General features: G+C 55.7%; 18 protein-coding genes. 2 read left to right on the plus strand and 16 right to left on the minus strand.

Translation table 11 applies throughout. The features are described 5' to 3' along the window. Positions 1–29: 29 nt before the first annotated feature. On the minus strand, positions 30–413 hold the full coding sequence (gene crcB, locus ABLV11_RS14580; protein ID WP_004100147.1) for a fluoride efflux transporter CrcB: 384 nt from the start codon (positions 411–413) through the stop codon (positions 30–32). 91 nt (positions 414–504) lie between these two features. Here crcB and ABLV11_RS14585 point away from each other — a divergent pair, with 91 nt between their 5' ends. Then, positions 505–1,293 (plus strand): deaminated glutathione amidase, encoded by a 789-nt coding sequence (locus ABLV11_RS14585; protein WP_126488787.1) that lies wholly within the window; start codon positions 505–507, stop codon positions 1,291–1,293. Between the two features lie 127 nt (positions 1,294–1,420). Continuing rightward, complete coding sequence (gene tatE, locus ABLV11_RS14590) at positions 1,421–1,624, plus strand: twin-arginine translocase subunit TatE (RefSeq protein WP_004100149.1); 204 nt, start codon at positions 1,421–1,423, stop codon at positions 1,622–1,624. 224 nt (positions 1,625–1,848) lie between these two features. Here the strand turns inward: tatE and lipA are convergent, their stop codons facing one another. From lipA to leuS, 15 genes are all read right to left on the minus strand, one after another. Continuing rightward, positions 1,849–2,814, minus strand: a complete 966-nt coding sequence (lipA, locus tag ABLV11_RS14595; RefSeq protein ID WP_004100150.1) for a lipoyl synthase — start codon at positions 2,812–2,814, stop codon at positions 1,849–1,851. 187 nt (positions 2,815–3,001) lie between these two features. Further along, a complete protein-coding gene (locus ABLV11_RS14600; protein ID WP_004100151.1) occupies positions 3,002–3,955 on the minus strand; it encodes a YbeF family transcriptional regulator in 954 nt (317 codons plus the stop codon). Positions 3,956–4,090: 135 nt separating this feature from the next. Beyond that, positions 4,091–4,735, minus strand: a complete 645-nt coding sequence (gene lipB / locus ABLV11_RS14605; protein WP_016809088.1) for a lipoyl(octanoyl) transferase LipB — start codon at positions 4,733–4,735, stop codon at positions 4,091–4,093. 100 nt (positions 4,736–4,835) lie between these two features. Next, positions 4,836–5,099, minus strand: coding sequence for a DUF493 family protein YbeD (gene ybeD, locus ABLV11_RS14610; RefSeq protein WP_004100153.1), 264 nt, complete (start codon positions 5,097–5,099; stop codon positions 4,836–4,838). A gap of 106 nt (positions 5,100–5,205) precedes the next feature. Beyond that, positions 5,206–6,405: a D-alanyl-D-alanine carboxypeptidase DacA gene (dacA, locus tag ABLV11_RS14615; RefSeq protein ID WP_004100154.1), complete on the minus strand. Its 1,200-nt coding sequence runs from the start codon at positions 6,403–6,405 to the stop codon at positions 5,206–5,208. A gap of 143 nt (positions 6,406–6,548) precedes the next feature. Further along, on the minus strand, positions 6,549–7,649 hold the full coding sequence (rlpA, locus tag ABLV11_RS14620) for an endolytic peptidoglycan transglycosylase RlpA (RefSeq protein WP_126488788.1): 1,101 nt from the start codon (positions 7,647–7,649) through the stop codon (positions 6,549–6,551). 10 nt (positions 7,650–7,659) lie between these two features. After that, the gene (gene mrdB / locus ABLV11_RS14625) at positions 7,660–8,772 is read right to left on the minus strand and encodes a peptidoglycan glycosyltransferase MrdB (protein WP_004100156.1); all 1,113 of its coding nucleotides are present in this window, start codon (positions 8,770–8,772) and stop codon (positions 7,660–7,662) included. Then, entirely contained in the window at positions 8,772–10,673 is a 1,902-nt protein-coding gene (gene mrdA / locus ABLV11_RS14630) for a peptidoglycan DD-transpeptidase MrdA (RefSeq protein WP_004100158.1), read from the minus strand. Before mrdA ends, mrdB begins: the two co-directional genes overlap by 1 nt. Before the next feature lie 27 nt (positions 10,674–10,700). Continuing rightward, on the minus strand, positions 10,701–11,168 hold the full coding sequence (gene rlmH / locus ABLV11_RS14635; protein WP_004100160.1) for a 23S rRNA (pseudouridine(1915)-N(3))-methyltransferase RlmH: 468 nt from the start codon (positions 11,166–11,168) through the stop codon (positions 10,701–10,703). A 3-nt stretch (positions 11,169–11,171) separates the two neighbouring features. After that, complete coding sequence (rsfS, locus tag ABLV11_RS14640) at positions 11,172–11,489, minus strand: ribosome silencing factor (RefSeq protein WP_004100162.1); 318 nt, start codon at positions 11,487–11,489, stop codon at positions 11,172–11,174. A gap of 222 nt (positions 11,490–11,711) precedes the next feature. Beyond that, positions 11,712–12,341, minus strand: a complete 630-nt coding sequence (locus ABLV11_RS14645) for an adenosylcobalamin/alpha-ribazole phosphatase (protein WP_070557471.1) — start codon at positions 12,339–12,341, stop codon at positions 11,712–11,714. Positions 12,342–12,387: 46 nt separating this feature from the next. Next, positions 12,388–13,038: a nicotinate-nucleotide adenylyltransferase gene (gene nadD, locus ABLV11_RS14650; RefSeq protein ID WP_004111375.1), complete on the minus strand. Its 651-nt coding sequence runs from the start codon at positions 13,036–13,038 to the stop codon at positions 12,388–12,390. Continuing rightward, on the minus strand, positions 13,031–14,062 hold the full coding sequence (gene holA / locus ABLV11_RS14655) for a DNA polymerase III subunit delta (protein WP_023320564.1): 1,032 nt from the start codon (positions 14,060–14,062) through the stop codon (positions 13,031–13,033). The genes nadD and holA overlap by 8 nt, the downstream gene beginning before the upstream one ends. Then, on the minus strand, positions 14,062–14,643 hold the full coding sequence (gene lptE, locus ABLV11_RS14660; RefSeq protein ID WP_004100169.1) for an LPS assembly lipoprotein LptE: 582 nt from the start codon (positions 14,641–14,643) through the stop codon (positions 14,062–14,064). Before lptE ends, holA begins: the two co-directional genes overlap by 1 nt. 14 nt (positions 14,644–14,657) lie before the next feature. Then, the gene (leuS, locus tag ABLV11_RS14665; protein ID WP_023320565.1) at positions 14,658–17,240 is read right to left on the minus strand and encodes a leucine--tRNA ligase; all 2,583 of its coding nucleotides are present in this window, start codon (positions 17,238–17,240) and stop codon (positions 14,658–14,660) included. Positions 17,241–17,428 lie beyond the last annotated feature (188 nt).

Here is a 17,428-nt window from a genome sequence, read left to right on the forward strand (position 1 = left end):
GCTCTCAGCGGGTTTTTTTTTGCCTGCGTCTAGCGGCTGGCGGCTTGCGAAAACAGCCAGAACGCAGCGGCCGTCATGGCAAATGAACCTAACAGATTGACGAAAACGTTCAGCAGCGCCCAGCTAACGCGCCCCTGCTGCAGCAAAAACACCACTTCAGCGGAAAATGTGGAAAAGGTGGTCAACCCGCCGCAAAAGCCGGTAGTGATGAGTAGCTTCCACATCGGATCGACGTCCGTCAGGCGATTAAACCAGGCCAGACCGGCCCCGATAATAAATGCCCCTAGCAGGTTAGCGGTGAGAGTACCAATGGGGATAGCATGGTGCATGGGGTTAAACTTCATACCCAGCCACCAGCGCAAAACGCTGCCGGTGCCGCCGCCAAGAAATACAGCCAAAAGGAGTTGCAACACGATTGTTCTCTGCTTATTGATTGCGACTAAACTTCGAGTGTAGCGCGCGAAATACCTTGCTGGCTATGAATTACCTGACGGGAGAGAAAAGATGCTTGCTGCTGCCGGACAATTTGCCGTAACGCCGGACTGGACGGTCAATGCTCAGACCTGCGTGAGCATGATGCGTCAGGCCGGGGAGCGCGGAGCAACGCTTCTGGTGCTACCCGAGGCGTTGCTGGCGCGAAACGACGCCGATGCGGATTTATCAGTCAAGTCCGCCCAGCAGCTGGACGGCGGTTTTTTACAGCTTCTGCTGGCGGAAAGCGAAAACAGTCCCTTGACGACGGTGCTGACCCTGCACGTGCCTTCTGCAGAAGGGCGGGCAACGAATACGCTGGTGGCGTTACGTCACGGGAAAATTATTGCGCAATATCAGAAACTGCATTTGTATGATGCTTTCAATATTCAGGAATCCCGGCTGGTCGATGCCGGTCAGCAAATTCCGCCGCTCATTGAGGTCGACGGGATGCGAGTCGGGTTAATGACCTGTTACGATTTACGCTTTCCTGAGCTGGCGCTATCCTTAGCGCTCAGCGACGCGCAGCTTATTGTCCTGCCCGCCGCGTGGGTAAAAGGGCCGCTGAAAGAGCAACACTGGGCGACTCTGCTGGCGGCACGGGCGCTGGATACCACCTGCTATATTGTCGCTGCGGGGGAGTGCGGAACGCGTAATATTGGTCAGAGTCGAATTGTCGATCCTTTAGGAACGACGATTGCCGGGGCAGGGGAGCAGCCGCAGCTGATTTTCGCGGAGCTTTCAACCGATTATATTCAGCAGGTAAGAGAGCGTCTGCCGGTGCTGCAGAATCGTCGCTTTGCGCCACCGCAATTATTATGACGTTTTTTTAAACAAGGCTTGATTCACCTTGTTACAGATTGCTATTGTGTCCGCGCGTCAAATAGCCGTTAATTGTATGCGTGTATGATGGCGTATTCGCAGCTTGTATTAGAGAAGAAGGTTAGCTATGGGTGAGATTAGTATTACCAAACTGCTGGTAGTCGCAGCGCTGATTATCCTGGTGTTTGGTACCAAAAAGTTACGCACGCTGGGTGGAGACCTGGGCTCGGCTATCAAAGGCTTCAAAAAAGCCATGAGCGATGACGATGATAGTGCGAAAAAGACCAGTGCCGAAGAGGCTCCGGCGCAGAAGCTCTCTCATAAAGAGTAATTCGCGACGAGTTTCCTGGTGAAGGAGGCTCGCTACCGACGGGGAAACCGCGTCGGCAAAGAGGCCGCAGCGATAGCGCTGCGGCCTCTTTTTGTCATCTGCACGGATTTTGCTTAAAAAGATGCAACTAACTGTTACCGCGTTGGGTTTTATTATTGGCGAGCAAAATGAGTGGCAGGAAAGACCGCTGCGCTACAAATATAACGCCGCGGTCGCGACAGGAATTACTTCACTTCCATGCCTTTGGCCTGCAGGTCGGCATGATAGGACGAACGAACAAAGGGTCCGCAGGCGGCGTGGGTAAAGCCCATCGCCATCGCTTCGGCTTTCATCTCTTCGAATTCATCCGGGCTCACGTAGCGCTGTACCGGCAGGTGGTGGCGGCTCGGCTGCAGATACTGGCCTAAAGTCAGCATCGTCACGCCGTGGCGGCGCAGATCGCGCATGACTTCAATGATTTCAGCATTCGTTTCGCCTAAACCCACCATCAGTCCCGATTTCGTCGGGATCTCCGGGTGCGCTTCTTTAAAGCGCTCCAGCAGCTTCAGGGACCAGTTGTAGTCGGCGCCAGGGCGAACCTGACGATAGAGGCGCGGAACGTTTTCCAGGTTATGGTTAAACACGTCCGGCGGCGTGGCCTGGAGGATCTCCAGCGCACGATCCATACGGCCGCGGAAGTCCGGCACCAGAGTTTCAATTTTGATCGTCGGGCTTTTTTCACGAATCGCGCTGATGCAGTCGGCAAAATGCTGAGCGCCGCCATCGCGCAGATCGTCGCGGTCCACGGAGGTCACAACCACATAGCGCAGCGCCATATCGGCGATGGTTTGCGCCAGCTTTTGCGGCTCGTTGGCGTCCGGCGTTATCGGTCGTCCGTGGGCAACATCGCAGAACGGGCAACGGCGGGTACAGATGGCGCCCAGGATCATAAAGGTCGCCGTTCCGTGGTTAAAACATTCCGCGAGGTTAGGGCAAGAGGCTTCTTCGCACACGGAGTGCAGGCCGTTCTTACGCATCGCTGCCTTGATCCCCTGGATACGGGACGAGTCAGCCGGAAGTTTGATTTTCATCCATTCCGGTTTTCTGAGCAGAGCTTCACGCTCAGTTGCCACGTTTTTCACCGGGATAAGGGCCATTTTATCGGCATCGCGGTATTTAACACCGCGTTCCATCACAATGGGTTTACTCATAGCGTGCGTGTTCCAGTTGCGAGTGACGAAGGAAAGCGAATCAATTCAAGTAAATGTTGCATTTATCAACTATTTTTGAATTAAACGCAGGCAGTATATCATTGATACGGGGCATAAAGCAGCCTGCTTGCCGGGCAAATTGTAAAATAGTTGTTGTTTTATGCTTTTCCCACACGTGCCTTATCGACTAGAAAGCCTGACGAATTGTCCCGACGATCTCTTTCAACAAGGGTTCCTGCGCGCTGAGCTTGTTATAGTGCAACGCAATATCAATTTTTTCTTCGCGCAGAGGGGCGAAGTCGATCATTTTCAAAGGCCATATTCTGTCAACCAGAGAAAACATCCCGGAAGTTATCAGCCCCAGCATATCGCTTTCGCTGACCAGCGCCGCCTGAGTTAACAGATTGTAGCTACTAAAACCGCAGCGGCGTTCGCCGAGGTGTTCCTGCAGGCGACGCAGGATGGTGGTGTAGCGCTGCCCCTCTGGCTGCAGCAGAGCGAATTCATATTGACTAAGATTATCTGCGGTTGCAGGCAAGGCGAGAGCCGGATGTCCTGCCCGGCAGAAGATGTGCACGCTGTCCTGGTAAAGCACATGGTGCGTAATCGTCTGCCCGCTGTGGGGATAGCTGTCGATAAGCAGGTCCACCTGACGCTGGTTTAGCTGACTGACTGCGTCGTTGATAGCGATATTGTGCAGCAGTATCTGGGGAAAGACGGCCCGCAGTTTTTGGGTGATAACCGGCATGATTAACGCGCCAATAGCCGGGGAAGTGGCAATCGTTATCACCCGCTCCCGCTGCGTATTGCCGGTGAGATCCAGCGCGTTGAGAAACGCCTCCATCCCCTGACTAATATGCTTATGCAGATGCGTAGCGTAGGCCGTGGGGGTCACGCCCTGTCCCTTACGAATAAATAGCGGGTCAGGGAAGAGCGCGCGCAGCTTGTTGATTGACTGGCTTATCGCCGACGGCGTGATATTGAGTACCTTTGCCGCGTTAACGATGCCTTTATGGACGTAAACCGCTTCAAAAATAGTGAGTAAATTGAGGTCTATCGTACGCAGAATGCGAAACATCTGCCGACCGTGGCGATCGTCAAGCCGATCGCCTGATTCTGCCTGAGAGTTATTGTCGTCCACTCTTTATTTCCGCTAGTGATAATTAGCACCATTATAGCGGTCACATTTATTTTATTAGTGATGATAGATTGCAAATAAAAGGCTTAATCCGGTCCGAGGAAAAACGAGACGTCCCGCGGCAACGGGACGTGATGGCTAGCGGGATAAAATGTATTCCGATGGCGGATCGTTCAGGAGCGCCAGCAGATGAGCGACCAAATGTGGCGATACGTTTTCCGGCTGGGCATCTGGCTGCCACTGACGCATCTGCGTCATCTCCATTCCGGCATAGCCGCAGGGGTTAATTCTCAGGAACGGCGACAGATCCATGTTGATATTTAGCGCCAGGCCGTGGAATGAGCAACCTCTACGAATGCGCAGACCCAGAGAGCAGATTTTCCGATCGCCCACGTAGACGCCGGGAGCATCGGCGCGCGGGTGTGATTCGATGTCATATTCCGCCAGGGTGTTCACGACGGTTTGCTCCAGAAGCGTGACCAGCTCGCGCACCCCCAGCTTACGGCGTTTCAGGTTAAGCAGAACGTACATCACCTGCTGGCCGGGACCGTGATAGGTGACCTGCCCCCCGCGATCGCTCTGAATTACCGGGATTTCGCCGGGAACGAGAACATGTTCGGCTTTGCCTGCCTGCCCCTGAGTGAATACGGGATGGTGCTCTACCAGCCAGATTTCATCCAGCGTAGTCTCGTCGCGGGTGTCGGTAAACTCGTGCATTGCCTGCGAGACAGGTTCGTAAGGTTGCAGGCCGAGCTGGCGGATGAGAATTTTATTATGCTGCAAAACAACGTCTCCGCAGAGAGAGAATGATTTGAGTGGGGAAGTATATCACAGCGAGAAAGCGAGAATGACCCGGCGTGGACGCCGGGTCAGGGGAAGAGATTTACAGCACCATCCGAACGATTTCAATATTGCCCAGCTCTTCGTAGAGAGTTTCTACCTGCTCAATATGGGTTGCATTGATGGTAATAGAGACAGAGTGGTAGTTGCCTTTGCTGCTGGGTTTTACCGTCGGAGAGTAATCACCTGGTGCATGGCGCTGTACCACTTCAACCACCTGGTCAACCAGCTCCGGCAACGCCTGTCCCATTACTTTGTAAGTAAATGGGGTAGGGAATTCAAGCAGTTCGTTAAGTTTGGTTTTCATGTCAGCTCCGGTGTTACAACAAAAAATAATAACTCCCACGACGTGTGGGAGTTATCAGGATATCTAGTATATGGGGATGTAAATCACACTTTCAAGCGTTCGGTTTTTAACCAAACCAGTGATGGAACATTAATTTAATGTAATCAATGATTTTACCGAAGAAATTGCCTTCCGGGATTTCCTGCAGGACCACCAGCGGACGCTGATCGATGGTTTTGCCATCAAGCTGGAAGTTAATGGTGCCCACAACCTGGTTTTTCTGCAGCGGCGCGTGCAGCTCGGCATTATTCAGCACGTAGCTGGCTTTCAGATCTTTCATCCGACCGCGAGGAATCGTCAGATAAACGTCTTTATCCACGCCGAGAGAGGCGCGATCGCTATCGCCGAACCAGGCAGGTTCAGAGGCGAATTCTTTACCGGCTTTAATCGGGTTAACGGTTTCAAAGAAGCGAAAGCCCCAGGTCAGCAGCTTTTTGCTTTCGGACTCGCGTCCTTTATAGGTACGACCGCCCATCACGGCGGAGATGAGGCGCATCTGGCCTTCAGTTGCCGATGCCACGAGGTTGTAGCCCGCTTTATCCGTGTGGCCGGTTTTAATGCCGTCGACGTTGAGGCTGTTATCCCACAGCAGGCCGTTGCGGTTGAGCTGACGAATACCGTTGAAGGTAAACTCTTTCTCTTTGTAGATGGTGTATTCGTTTGGAACATCGCGAATCAGCGCCTGGCCAATCAGCGCCATGTCGCGCGCTGAGCTGAACTGACCATCGGCATCCAGGCCGTGAACGGTCTGGAAATGGGTGTTCTTCAGGCCCAGCGCGTTAACGTAGTTGTTCATCAGGCTGACGAAGGCGTCCTGGCTACCGGCGACGTAGTCGGCCATCGCCACGCAGGCATCGTTGCCCGACTGCAGGTTGATACCGCGGATCAGCTGGGATACCGGCACCTGCATACCCGGTTTGAGGAACATCAGCGAAGAACCTTTGAACACCGGATTACCGGTTGCCCACGCGTCGTTGCCTACGGTGACCAGGTCGGACTCTTTAAATTTGCCCGCTTTCATGGCCTGACCAATGACATAGCTGGTCATCATTTTAGTCAGGCTTGCCGGGTCGCGACGGGAGTCAGCGTTGTTTTCCGCCAGCACTTTGCCTGAGTTGTAATCGATAAGAATCCAGGATTCGGCGTCAATCTGCGGGGCGCCTGGGATCATAGTTTTGATATTCAGGTCATCGGCGCGGGCAGCGGAGGACAGCGCTGCCACGGAGAGCGCCGTAACGAGTAAACGAGCGGTAAAAGAGGTCTTCATGGTCTGAACAACGGCATCCGTGATGGAGTTAAAAAAAGTGCCTTACTATAACAAATGCACTACGAACCAGCATCCGACATTGCGTACGACTTTGTTAATGACTTTGTCATACGCAATGAACCGGGGCGGCTGGACCAATGCCTTTAGTTGGCGCGAGTTATAAATGATTGCAGCTGAGCTTCGCTTTGCAGGCGCTGTTGGATCGTGCTGGCCTCCGCTTTGCTGCTGAATGGGCCAAGCTGGATACGCCACACCGCGCCGTTTTGCATGACGCGGCCCGGAATGGAAAATTGCTGACTCAGACGCTGCTGGTACTGTTGCGCACGGGACTGGTCGCTGACGGCGCCGACCTGTACGACGAAATCGCCGTTGGCGCTTGCCGCTGCGGCTGGCGTCACTGCTGCGGTCGCGACGGCGGCGGGCGCTACGCTTCCCTGAACAGAACCCGGCGCGGTAACCGGCGCGGTTTGCACCACGGGCTCGCTGCCTTCCAGCACACCGTTATTCAGCGGCGTCGGCGCGCCGAGAAAACCGCCGCTGTTGACCGGTGCGCCGGTGCTATCTTCCGGCTTCAGCGTTGCGTTGCTGATGGCGTGCACGTCAGTTGGCGCGGGTTGCCCCATCGCCGCGCTGCCGTCACCGTCAAGATTCGGGCGCGCCGGCAGGGCGTAGGTCTGTTTGGCCACCGTCGTACAGGCCATGCCCGGCCCGGAAAGCGAGCCGTCCGGTGCGACGATGATAGGGTCGATACGTACTTTGGTATTATTTGATGTATTCAGACGATCGGCTGAGGCACGCGACAGTGAGATCACGCGATCGTTACCGTAAGGCCCGCGATCGTTGATGCGCACGACGATCATGCGGCCGTTCGCCAGGTTGGTGATCCGCGCGTAGCTTGGGATCGGCAGCGTAGGATGGGCAGCGGTGAGCTGCGTAGGATCGAACGCTTCTCCCGATGCGGTCAGATTGCTGTTGGGCTCGGCGTCGTAGATAGCGGCGAAACCGGCCTGGGTAAAGTTGGACGGATCCTGAACGATTTTGTAGCTTTTGCCGTCGCGTTCATAATCCTGATTCGCCGTGGCGTTAGGCGTTTCGTACTGCGGATCGGCGCCGCTAATCTCCACCGTTGGGCCATTGCAAACGGCCGGCTGTGGAGTGCTGACCGTTTTCTGTTGAACGTCTTCACCCGAACATGCCGCCAGCAGCCCTGCTGCTATGCAGATCCCCAGCCATTGCTTACGCATCGCGAACCCCTTACACGCTTTTCGACAACATTTTTCTGTGAGTATGGATCGACATGACGATACCAAACCCGGCCATCAATACGATTAGGGCAGAGCCCCCGTAGCTGACCAGCGGCAAAGGTACCCCCACCACCGGTAAAATACCACTTACCATACCAATATTTACGAAGACATAAACGAATAAAATCAACATTAAACCACCGGCCATCACTCGGCCAAAGGTGGTTTGCGCCTGGGCGGCGATCCAGAGTCCGCGCATGATAAGCAGTATATACAGCGCCAGCAGGATCAGTACGCCAATCAGCCCCAGTTCTTCCGCCAGTACCGCAAAGATAAAGTCGGTATGGCGTTCTGGCAGAAACTCCAGCTGCGACTGGGTACCGTGCAGCCAGCCTTTACCGCGCAACCCGCCGGAGCCGATAGCGATCTTTGATTGAATAATGTGGTAACCCGCGCCGAGCGGATCGGTTTCCGGGTCGAGCAGCATCATTACGCGCTGGCGCTGATAGTCATGCATCAGGAAGAACCAGAGGATTGGAATAAAGGCGGCGACCAGCACCACCGCAATACCAATCAGACGCCAGCTCAGGCCAGAGAGAAACAGGACAAACAGACCGGACAGGGCGACCAGAATCGAGGTTCCGAGGTCAGGCTGCGCGGCGACCAGCAGCGTGGGCAGGAAAATCAGCACCAGCGCAATGGCGGTATTTTTCAGCGATGGCGGACACACGTCGCGGTTGATAAAGCGCGCCACCATCAGCGGTACGGCTATTTTAGCGATTTCCGACGGCTGGAAGCGAACGATGCCGAGATCCAGCCAGCGCTGCGCCCCTTTGGAAATGGCGCCGAAGGCATCAACCGCCACCAGCAGAATAATACAGAAAATATAGAGATAGGGCGCCCAGCCTTCATAGACCCGCGGCGGGATTTGCGCCATGACGATCATAATAACAATCCCCATAGCGATCTGGCCGATTTTACGCTCCATCATGCCCATATCCTGACCGCTGGCGCTCCAGATAACCAGCGCGCTGTAGGTCAGCAGCGCCAGCAGGATAAGCAGCATGGTGGGATCGAGGTGGATTTTATCCCATAGCGATTTTTTGTTCGGATTATCAGTCATTATTGATCCTCCCCAGCCGTTACCGCCGGATTTTCAGTCGGCAGATTGGTGTTGTTATCGCCCAGCATTATATGATCGAGAATCTGACGCATAATGGTACCGACTGCCGGACCTGCGCCGCCGTTCTCAAGAATAATGGCTACGGCAACCTGGGGGTTGTTGTAAGGGGCAAACGCCGTCATCAGTTTATGGTCACGCAGGCGTTCGGCGATTCTGTGTGCGTTATAGGTCTCATTGGCTTTCAGGCCAAAGACCTGGGCGGTACCCGACTTGGCCGCGATTTTATAAGGTGCGCTGGCAAAGTATTTATGCGCGGTACCGTTGCCTCGGTTGGCTACGCCATACATCCCGTCTTTAGCGATTTCCCAAAAGCCAGAGTGAATGTCTCCGACCGGCGGTTCATGCGGCTGAACCCAGGGCACCGGTTTACCGTCTTCCACCGTGCTTTGCAGCAGATGCGGTACTTTAACTACTCCGTCATTAATCAGGATCATCAGCGCCTTGTTCATCTGAATAGGCGTTGCGGTCCAGTAGCCCTGTCCGATCCCGACCGGGATGGTATCGCCCTGGTACCACGGTTTCTTGAAGCGCTTGAGCTTCCATTCGCGAGTCGGCATATTACCGGAGCGCTCTTCCGCCAGATCAACGCCGGTATAGTGGCCGTAGCCGAATTTACCCATCCACTCAGACAGGCGGTCGATGCCCATATCATAGGCAACCTGATAGAAGTAGGTATCGGCGGACTCTTCCAGCGCTTTGGTGACATTCAGATGGCCGTGGCCCCACTTTTTCCAGTCACGGTAGCGTTTTTCCGAGCCGGGAAGCTGCCACCAGCCGGGGTCAAACAGGCTGGTGTTGCGGGTTATGACCCCGGCGCTGAGCGCTGAGACCGCAACGTATGGCTTAACCGTCGAAGCCGGCGGGTAAACGCCCTGGGTCGCGCGGTTGACCAGCGGCGTATTAGGATCGTTGAGGAGTCCGGAGTAATCCTTGCTGGAAATACCGTCAACGAACAGATTAGGGTCGTAGCTTGGCGTCGAAACCAGCGCGAGGATAGCGCCGGTTCGCGGGTCCGTGACGACGACCGCCGCGCGGCTGCCGGCGAGCAGGGTTTCAATATACTGCTGGAGCTTAAGGTCGAGCGTTAAATAGATATCCCGCCCGGCCTGCGGGGGCACCTCTTTGAGCTGACGAATCACGCGGCCGCGGTTGTTTACTTCAACCTCTTCATAGCCGGTTTGCCCGTGCAGGACATCTTCGTAGTAGCGCTCGATCCCCAGCTTGCCGATATCGTGCGTGGAGGCATAATTAGCCAGCTTGCCCTCTTTATCCAGGCGATCGACGTCTTTATCGTTAATTTTAGAGACGTAGCCGATAACGTGGGTCAGAGCGGAGTTATAGGGATAGTAGCGGCGCTTATAGCCTTTAACTTCCACCCCGGGAAAGCGGTACTGGTTGACCGCGAAACGGGCAACCTGCACTTCGCTGAGGTTAACTTTGACCGGAATGGAGGTAAAACGATGCGAGCGGGCGCGCTCTTTTTTAAAGTTCGCCACATCGTCATCGGTGAGATCGATAACGTCGCGCAGCGCATCCAGCGTTTGCTGAACGTTGTCGACCTTCTCCGGCATCATCTCCAGCTGGTAAATCGTGCGGTTAAGCGCCAGCGGCGTGCCGTTGCGATCGTAGATAATGCCGCGGCTCGGCGGAATCGGGACCAGTTTAATGCGGTTTTCGTTTGAACGCGTTTGATAGTCGGTATAACGCACAATCTGCACGTTATAAAGGTTGGCGATCAGTACGCCGGTAAGCAGCAAAATCCCCAAAAAAGCGACCAGCGCCCGGCGCACGAACAGCGAGGATTCAGCCGAATAGTCGCGGAAAGAATTCTGTAATTTCATTCGCTGCTTAGTCTACCCTGGTCATCATTACTCACGGTGGTAAGGGTGGTTGGTGGTAATGCTCCACGCCCGATACAGACTCTCGGCCACCAGTACGCGAACCAGCGGGTGAGGTAGGGTGAGCGTTGAGAGCGACCAACTTTGTTCCGCCGCCGCTTTGCAGGCGGGTGAAAGGCCTTCCGGGCCGCCGATAAGCAGGCTGACGTCGCGGCCATCCTGTTTCCAGCGTTCCAGTTCGCGCGCCAGCTGCGGCGTATCCCACGGTTTCCCCGGAATATCCAGGGTGACGATGCGGTTTTTGCCTGCTGCCGCCAGCATCATTTCGCCCTCTTTTTCAAGAATGCGTTTGATGTCGGCGTTTTTGCCGCGTTTACCGGCGGGGATTTCCACCAGTTCGAACGGCATATCCTTTGGAAAACGGCGCAGATATTCACTAAAGCCGGTCTGAACCCAGTCCGGCATTTTGGTGCCAACGGCTACCAGGTGCAGCTTCACGCGTTAACTCCAGAGTTTTTCCAGCTCGTACAGACGACGGCTCTCTTCCTGCATGACGTGAACCATAACGTCGCCGAGATCGACCACGATCCAGTCCGCGGCGGCTTCGCCTTCAACGCCCAGCGGCAGCATCCCGGCGGCGCGAGACTCCTGCACGACGTGGTCAGCGATGGACATAACATGGCGCGTGGAAGTGCCTGTGCAGATGACCATGCAATCTGTAATGCTGGATTTGCCATGAACGTCAATGGCAACGATGTCCTGACCTTTCAGGTCATCAATTTTGTCGATAACAAAATCCTGGAGTGCTTTACCCTGCAAGAGTTCCCCCTGGGTGTGTGAAGAGTGAAAAACAATAAACAGCCTGACAGTATACCCGAACTGTTGGCAAAGTCGGGATAAATGTCGATAAACGGGCGGTGAAGGCGGCTATCATCCCATCCATCGCCGATGATTGCATCGCCATTTTTGTAAAACAATTTCTGCAAAGTTCAAATGGCGGATACAGCCTGGCTGCGGAGAATAGCAGCCTGCTTTGCACTGTCAATGGTCTGCGCGCAATTCTTCTTCCGCCAGCCAAACGGCCCGGCTATTTAGCACCCGCAGCGTGGTGAATTCAGGCAGGAGATCGATCAGGCTCCACGCGCCATGCTCGATGGGAAAGTGCCACATCGCCGAAGCCGGCATGTGCAGAAGATGAGCGATTAACAGGCTCAGAACCCCCTGGTGACCGACGATCAGCAGATGATTAAGTTCCTGATACTGAGAGAGGGTGGCAGTAAAGCGGCAAACGCGCTCGGAAAAGGCCTGAAAGCCCTCTCCGTTGGTAGGCGCCGCATGCTGCCAGTCGGCGCACCAGGCGGCGTAGTTTTCAGCATCTTCATGCTGCAAATCGCGATGGTGGCGCATTTCCCAGTCGCCGAAGAACATTTCATTGAGCTCAGCGAAGGTATGGCGGGGGATGCTCCGTTCCCCCAGCAGAAGGTTGGCCGTGCGCTGGGTGCGCTCAAGCTCACTACAAAACACGCGCTCAAACGGAACGGCATGCAGACGCTGTCCGAGCGTTTGGGCCTGTCTGATTCCACGTTCCGTTAACGCAGTGGGGGCATGCCCGCTGTAGAGGCCTGCGACATTGGCCTCGGTTTCGCCATGCCGAACTAACCATAATTTCATGATGACCCTCTCGAAAGGCGTCTCTGAGACCGTCCTGGCTGCCAGGCTAGCAGTAAAGCTTTTGCTGGTGGATATACTCAAGCACGCTTTCCGGCATCATGTCCGCGCAGGACTCGCCTGCTTCCAGACGCTGGCGAATAAGGGTTGCTGAGATATCAAACCACGGCGTTTCGGCCAGGTAGATAACGCCTGCCGGGGCGCTATGCAGCCGCTCGACGTCATGGGTGAGATGCTTGTCCAGCCACTGCTGATCCTGCTCGCACGCCATAGTCAGCGGGTAGCCGGGGCGTCGGCAGACGATCAAATGAACGTTATCAAGGATGCTGGCATAGTCGTGCCAGGAGGTAAAAGTCAGCAGCGAATCCTGGCCTATGATAAACGCCAGCGGCCGTCCCGGACCCTGCTCCTGGCGCCACTCGCGCAGGGTCTGCGCAGAATATGACGGCGTGTCGCGCCTAAGTTCACGATCGTCGAGGATAAACAGCGGCTTATCGGCGATAGCCAGTTCCAGCATATGTCGTCGCTGGTCGCTGGTCGCTTCGGGCTGCGGGCGATGCGGCGGCACGTTGTTGGGCACAATGGTGACGCGATTGAGGCCGATTTGGTTGGCCAGAATTTCCACCGGTTTGAGGTGACCGTAATGCACCGGATCGAAGGTGCCGCCGTACATCGCCTGTAACTGAGTCATATCAACCATCAATAAAAACGTCTGCCAGCGCTTTATGGCAGAGCAACAAAGAGAGACTTTCCAGCTCGGGCCAGACGGAGTGCCCGTAATCCTGCTTAAAGGTGAGCTCGGCGCGGGTCAACAACGTGACGGCCTGGCGCAGCTGGTCGGCGCTCAGGCGGGCCAGCGCGTCGCTGACCAGCTGGCGTCGGTTTTGCCACACCCGATGCTTGTCAAACAGGGTACGCAGCGGCGTATGGGCTGATTGCCGCTTCAGGTTGACCAGCAGCAGCAGTTCACGCTGTAGGGTGCGCAGCAGGATAGCCGGTTCACTGCCTTCCAGCCGCAGCTGTTGCAAAACGTGCAGGACGCGTTTGCTTTTACCCGCCAGCAGCGCATCAACCCAATGATAAGGCGTGAAATGCGCGGCGTCGTTGACTGCCTGCTCAACGCGCGGAAGGGTCAGTTTACCGTCCGGCCACAGTAGCGAGAGGCGCTCCAGAGCCTGCGCCAGCGCCAGCAGATTGCCTTCATAGCAGTAGCACAGCAGCTGGCTGGCTGCGTCATCAAGCTGCAGATGATGCTGCTTTGCGCGCGCGGCAAGCCAGCGCGGCAGCTGGGCATATTCCGGCGTCTGACAGCTAACCTGAACGGCACGGCTGGCAAGAGCGGCGATCCACGCGGCGTTCTCCTGCGCTTTCGTCAGCTTATTGCCGCGCACGATCAGCAGAAGATCGTCATGCAGCATGCTGACAAGCGTGGCGAGCTGTTCGTTGATTGCCGCATTGGGGCCGTTCTCCGGCAGGATCAGCAGCAGCGTCTGGCGGCTGGCAAACAGGCTCATCGCCTGACTGAGGGAGAAAAGGGCAGACCAGTCGGTGCTGGCATCAATGCTGGCGGTATGGTGTTCGATAAAGCCCTGGGCGGCAGCGGCTTCGCGGATGGCGTCCTGGCTTTCCTGCAACAGCAGCGGGTCGTTGCCAAGCAGCAGATAGGCCGCGCGCAGCCCTTCAGTGAGCTGCGCGCGGAGCTGTTCCGGGTACAACCGAATCATCAGTTACCCAGCGTGGTGGAGACGCGATTGCCGGAGGTGGAAGCGGCGTTCACCGGCTTCTCATCCTCTTTGGTGGCTTCGACATCCGCAACGTGTACGCTCGGCAGCTTACGGATCAGCTGCTCGGCTGCTTTGTCGTACATTTCCTGAATGATCATGTCCTGCTCGGCATCTTTCGCTAACGCCGCCTGCGGGTTATCGAAGAACGAACGGTAGACTTTGGTCGTGATGGGATAGATATCATGACCAGGGATCAGGACGCTGGCATTCACCGTCATCACCATCTGATATTCAGCAGTACGGCCATCCTGGAAAATAGATGCCGTGTCTTTCTGAATGGACGATGACTCCAGACGCAGGGAAGGGATATCCTTGCGCAGCGTACTGGCATCAACCAGCTCGACGCCGTTCAGGCGCAGCTGATTACGGACAGCGCGACTTAATGGACCATTTGGATCGCCCGACTGGAAGATCATGGTTTTCATTGCGGTCGGAACCTGCGTAGTGCTACGCAGGTGCCAACCACAACCGGCGGTGATTAACACCGCCAGAGTTAACAACAATGTTGCCAGATATCGCACGCTTCCTCCCGCGCTTAGCCAACGACCAGATTGAGCAGTTTACCCGGAACGTAGATCACTTTACGCACGGTCACACCGTCGAGATATTTCGCGACCAGATGCTCCTGAGCCGCACGCTCGCGCACCTGCTCTTCGGTTGCATCTACCGCAACGGTAATTTTACCACGAACTTTACCATTTACCTGGACGACAACCAGCGTGGTGTCTTCAACCATAGCGCTTTCGTCCGCAACCGGCCACGGCGTGTTGTCAATATCGCCTTCGCCGCCCAGCTCCTGCCATAGGGTAAAGCTGGCGTGCGGGGTGAACGGGTTGAGCATGCGAACGACCGCCAGCAGAGCCTCACGCATCAGCGCGCGATCCTGTTCGCTTTCCTGCGGCGCTTTCGCCAGCTTGTTCATCAGCTCCATAATCGCCGCGATCGCGGTATTGAAGGTCTGACGGCGGCCGATATCATCGGTCACTTTAGCGATGGTTTTGTGTACGTCGCGGCGCAGCGCTTTTTGATCTTCGCTGAGGCTGGCAACGTCCAGCGCGGCAACTTCACCCTGCGTGGTATGCTCGTAAACCAGTTTCCAGACGCGTTTCAGGAAGCGGTTGGCTCCTTCCACGCCGGACTCCTGCCACTCCAGCGTCATGTCAGCCGGCGAGGCGAACATCATAAACAGACGCACGGTATCGGCGCCGTAACGTTGAACCATGACCTGCGGGTCGATGCCGTTGTTTTTCGACTTGGACATCTTGCTCATGCCGGTATAGACCAGTTCATGGCCTTCCGCATCTCTCGCCTTCGCAATGCGGCCTTTCTCATCGCGCTCAACGATCGCGTCAACCGGAGAGACCCAGTTACGTTCCCCGTTCGCGCCAACGTAGTAGAAGGCATCCGCCAGCACCATGCCCTGGCAAAGCAGCTGTTTTGCCGGTTCGTCAGAGTTAACCATGCCCGCGTCGCGCATCAGCTTGTGGAAGAAGCGGAAGTACAGCAGGTGCATGATGGCGTGTTCGATACCGCCGATATAAATATCCACCGGCAGCCAGTAGTTCGCTGCTTCCGGGTCCAGCATACCCTGGTCGTACTGCGGGCAGGTATAGCGCGCGTAGTACCAGGAGGATTCCATGAAGGTATCAAAGGTATCGGTTTCACGCAGCGCCGGCTGGCCGTTTACGGTGGTTTTCGCCCACTCAGGATCGGCTTTAATGGGGCTGGTGATGCCGTCCATGACCACATCTTCCGGCAGAATTACCGGCAGCTGATCTTCCGGAGTGGGCATTACGGTACCGTCTTCCAGCGTCACCATTGGAATCGGCGCACCCCAGTAGCGCTGACGGGAAACGCCCCAGTCGCGCAGGCGGTAGTTCACTTTACGTTCGCCGACGCCAAGTGAAGCCAGCTTATCGGCGATGGCGTTAAAGCCAGCTTCGTGATCCAGACCGTCGAATTCGCCAGAGTTGAACAGCACGCCTTTTTCGGTCAGCGCCTGTTCGGAGAGATCCGGTTCGGAACCGTCGGCGGCCAGAATGACCGGCTTGATCTTCAGACCGTATTTACTGGCAAACTCGTAGTCGCGCTGATCGTGACCCGGAACGGCCATTACCGCGCCGGTGCCGTACTCCATCAGGACAAAGTTTGCCGCCCAGACCGGGATCGCTTCGCCGGTCAGTGGATGAATCGCTTTATAACCGGTATCGACGCCTTTTTTCTCCATAGTTGCCATTTCGGCTTCGGCAACTTTGGTATTGCGGCATTCGTCGATAAACGTCGCCAGCGCGGGGTTATTGGCTGCTGCCTGCTGCGCCAGCGGGTGACCCGCCGCCACGGCCAGATAGGTACAGCCCATAAAGGTGTCCGGGCGGGTGGTGTAGACGGTCAGCTTGTCGGCGTAGTCGTTAACATCGAAGGAGATTTCGACGCCTTCGGAGCGGCCAATCCAGTTACGCTGCATGGTCTTCACGGTATCCGGCCAGTGATCCAGGTTATCCAGATCGTTCAGCAGCTCGTCAGCGTAGGCGGTGATTTTAATAAACCACTGCGGGATCTCTTTACGCTCAACTTTGGTATCGCAGCGCCAGCAGCAGCCGTCGATAACCTGCTCGTTCGCCAGAACGGTCTGGTCGTTCGGGCACCAGTTCACCGCGGAGGTTTTTTTGTAGACCAGGCCTTTTTTATACAGCTCGGTGAAGAACTTCTGCTCCCAGCGGTAGTATTCCGGGGTGCAGGTCGCCACTTCGCGGCTCCAGTCATAGCCAAAGCCCAGCTTTTTCAGCTGATTCTTCATGTAGGCGATATTGTCGTAGGTCCACGGTGCCGGAGCTGTGTTGTTTTTCACCGCCGCGCCTTCCGCAGGCAGGCCAAACGCATCCCAGCCGATAGGCTGCAGCACGTTCTTGCCTAACATGCGCTGGTAACGGGAAATCACGTCGCCAATGGTGTAGTTGCGCACGTGGCCCATGTGTAGTCGACCAGAAGGATAGGGAAGCATCGACAGGCAGTAATACTTCTCTTTACTCTCGTCTTCGGTAACTTCAAAGGTACGCTTCTCGTCCCAGTGTTGCTGGACTTTTGATTCTATCTCTTCCGGGCGGTATTGCTCTTGCATGGCAGCCAGTGGTCCTGTTTTCAATACAGCTACAAAATGTAGCCAATGGATGTGTTATTTCAGATCGGCATAGCATAGCCCAAACGCCAACGTCAAAACAGCCTTTCACACACTTACCGCGAGGAAAGCGCCAGAGAATATTTCACGACTCTGTGGCATGACGGGCAGAGCTATGTGCAGATAACGTC

Source organism: Klebsiella sp. GW_Kp181 (assembly GCF_040062315.1).
Classification (GTDB): Bacteria; Pseudomonadota; Gammaproteobacteria; order Enterobacterales; family Enterobacteriaceae; genus Klebsiella; species Klebsiella oxytoca.

Excerpts from the sequence above, each read along its gene's own strand:
- rlpA (WP_126488788.1), bottom strand. The coding sequence starts at position 7,649 with ATGCGTAAGCAATGGCTGGGGATCTGCATAGCAGCAGGGCTGCTGGCG.
- leuS (WP_023320565.1), bottom strand. The coding sequence starts at position 17,240 with ATGCAAGAGCAATACCGCCCGGAAGAGATAGAATCAAAAGTCCAGCAA.
- holA (WP_023320564.1), bottom strand. The coding sequence starts at position 14,062 with ATGATTCGGTTGTACCCGGAACAGCTCCGCGCGCAGCTCACTGAAGGG.
- mrdA (WP_004100158.1), bottom strand. The coding sequence starts at position 10,673 with ATGAAATTACAGAATTCTTTCCGCGACTATTCGGCTGAATCCTCGCTG.
- ABLV11_RS14585 (WP_126488787.1), top strand. The coding sequence starts at position 505 with ATGCTTGCTGCTGCCGGACAATTTGCCGTAACGCCGGACTGGACGGTC.
- ybeD (WP_004100153.1), bottom strand. The coding sequence starts at position 5,099 with ATGAAAACCAAACTTAACGAACTGCTTGAATTCCCTACCCCATTTACT.
- tatE (WP_004100149.1), top strand. The coding sequence starts at position 1,421 with ATGGGTGAGATTAGTATTACCAAACTGCTGGTAGTCGCAGCGCTGATT.
- ABLV11_RS14645 (WP_070557471.1), bottom strand. The coding sequence starts at position 12,341 with ATGAAATTATGGTTAGTTCGGCATGGCGAAACCGAGGCCAATGTCGCA.
- mrdB (WP_004100156.1), bottom strand. The coding sequence starts at position 8,772 with ATGACTGATAATCCGAACAAAAAATCGCTATGGGATAAAATCCACCTC.
- dacA (WP_004100154.1), bottom strand. The coding sequence starts at position 6,405 with ATGAAGACCTCTTTTACCGCTCGTTTACTCGTTACGGCGCTCTCCGTG.
- lipA (WP_004100150.1), bottom strand. The coding sequence starts at position 2,814 with ATGAGTAAACCCATTGTGATGGAACGCGGTGTTAAATACCGCGATGCC.
- nadD (WP_004111375.1), bottom strand. The coding sequence starts at position 13,038 with ATGGTTGATATGACTCAGTTACAGGCGATGTACGGCGGCACCTTCGAT.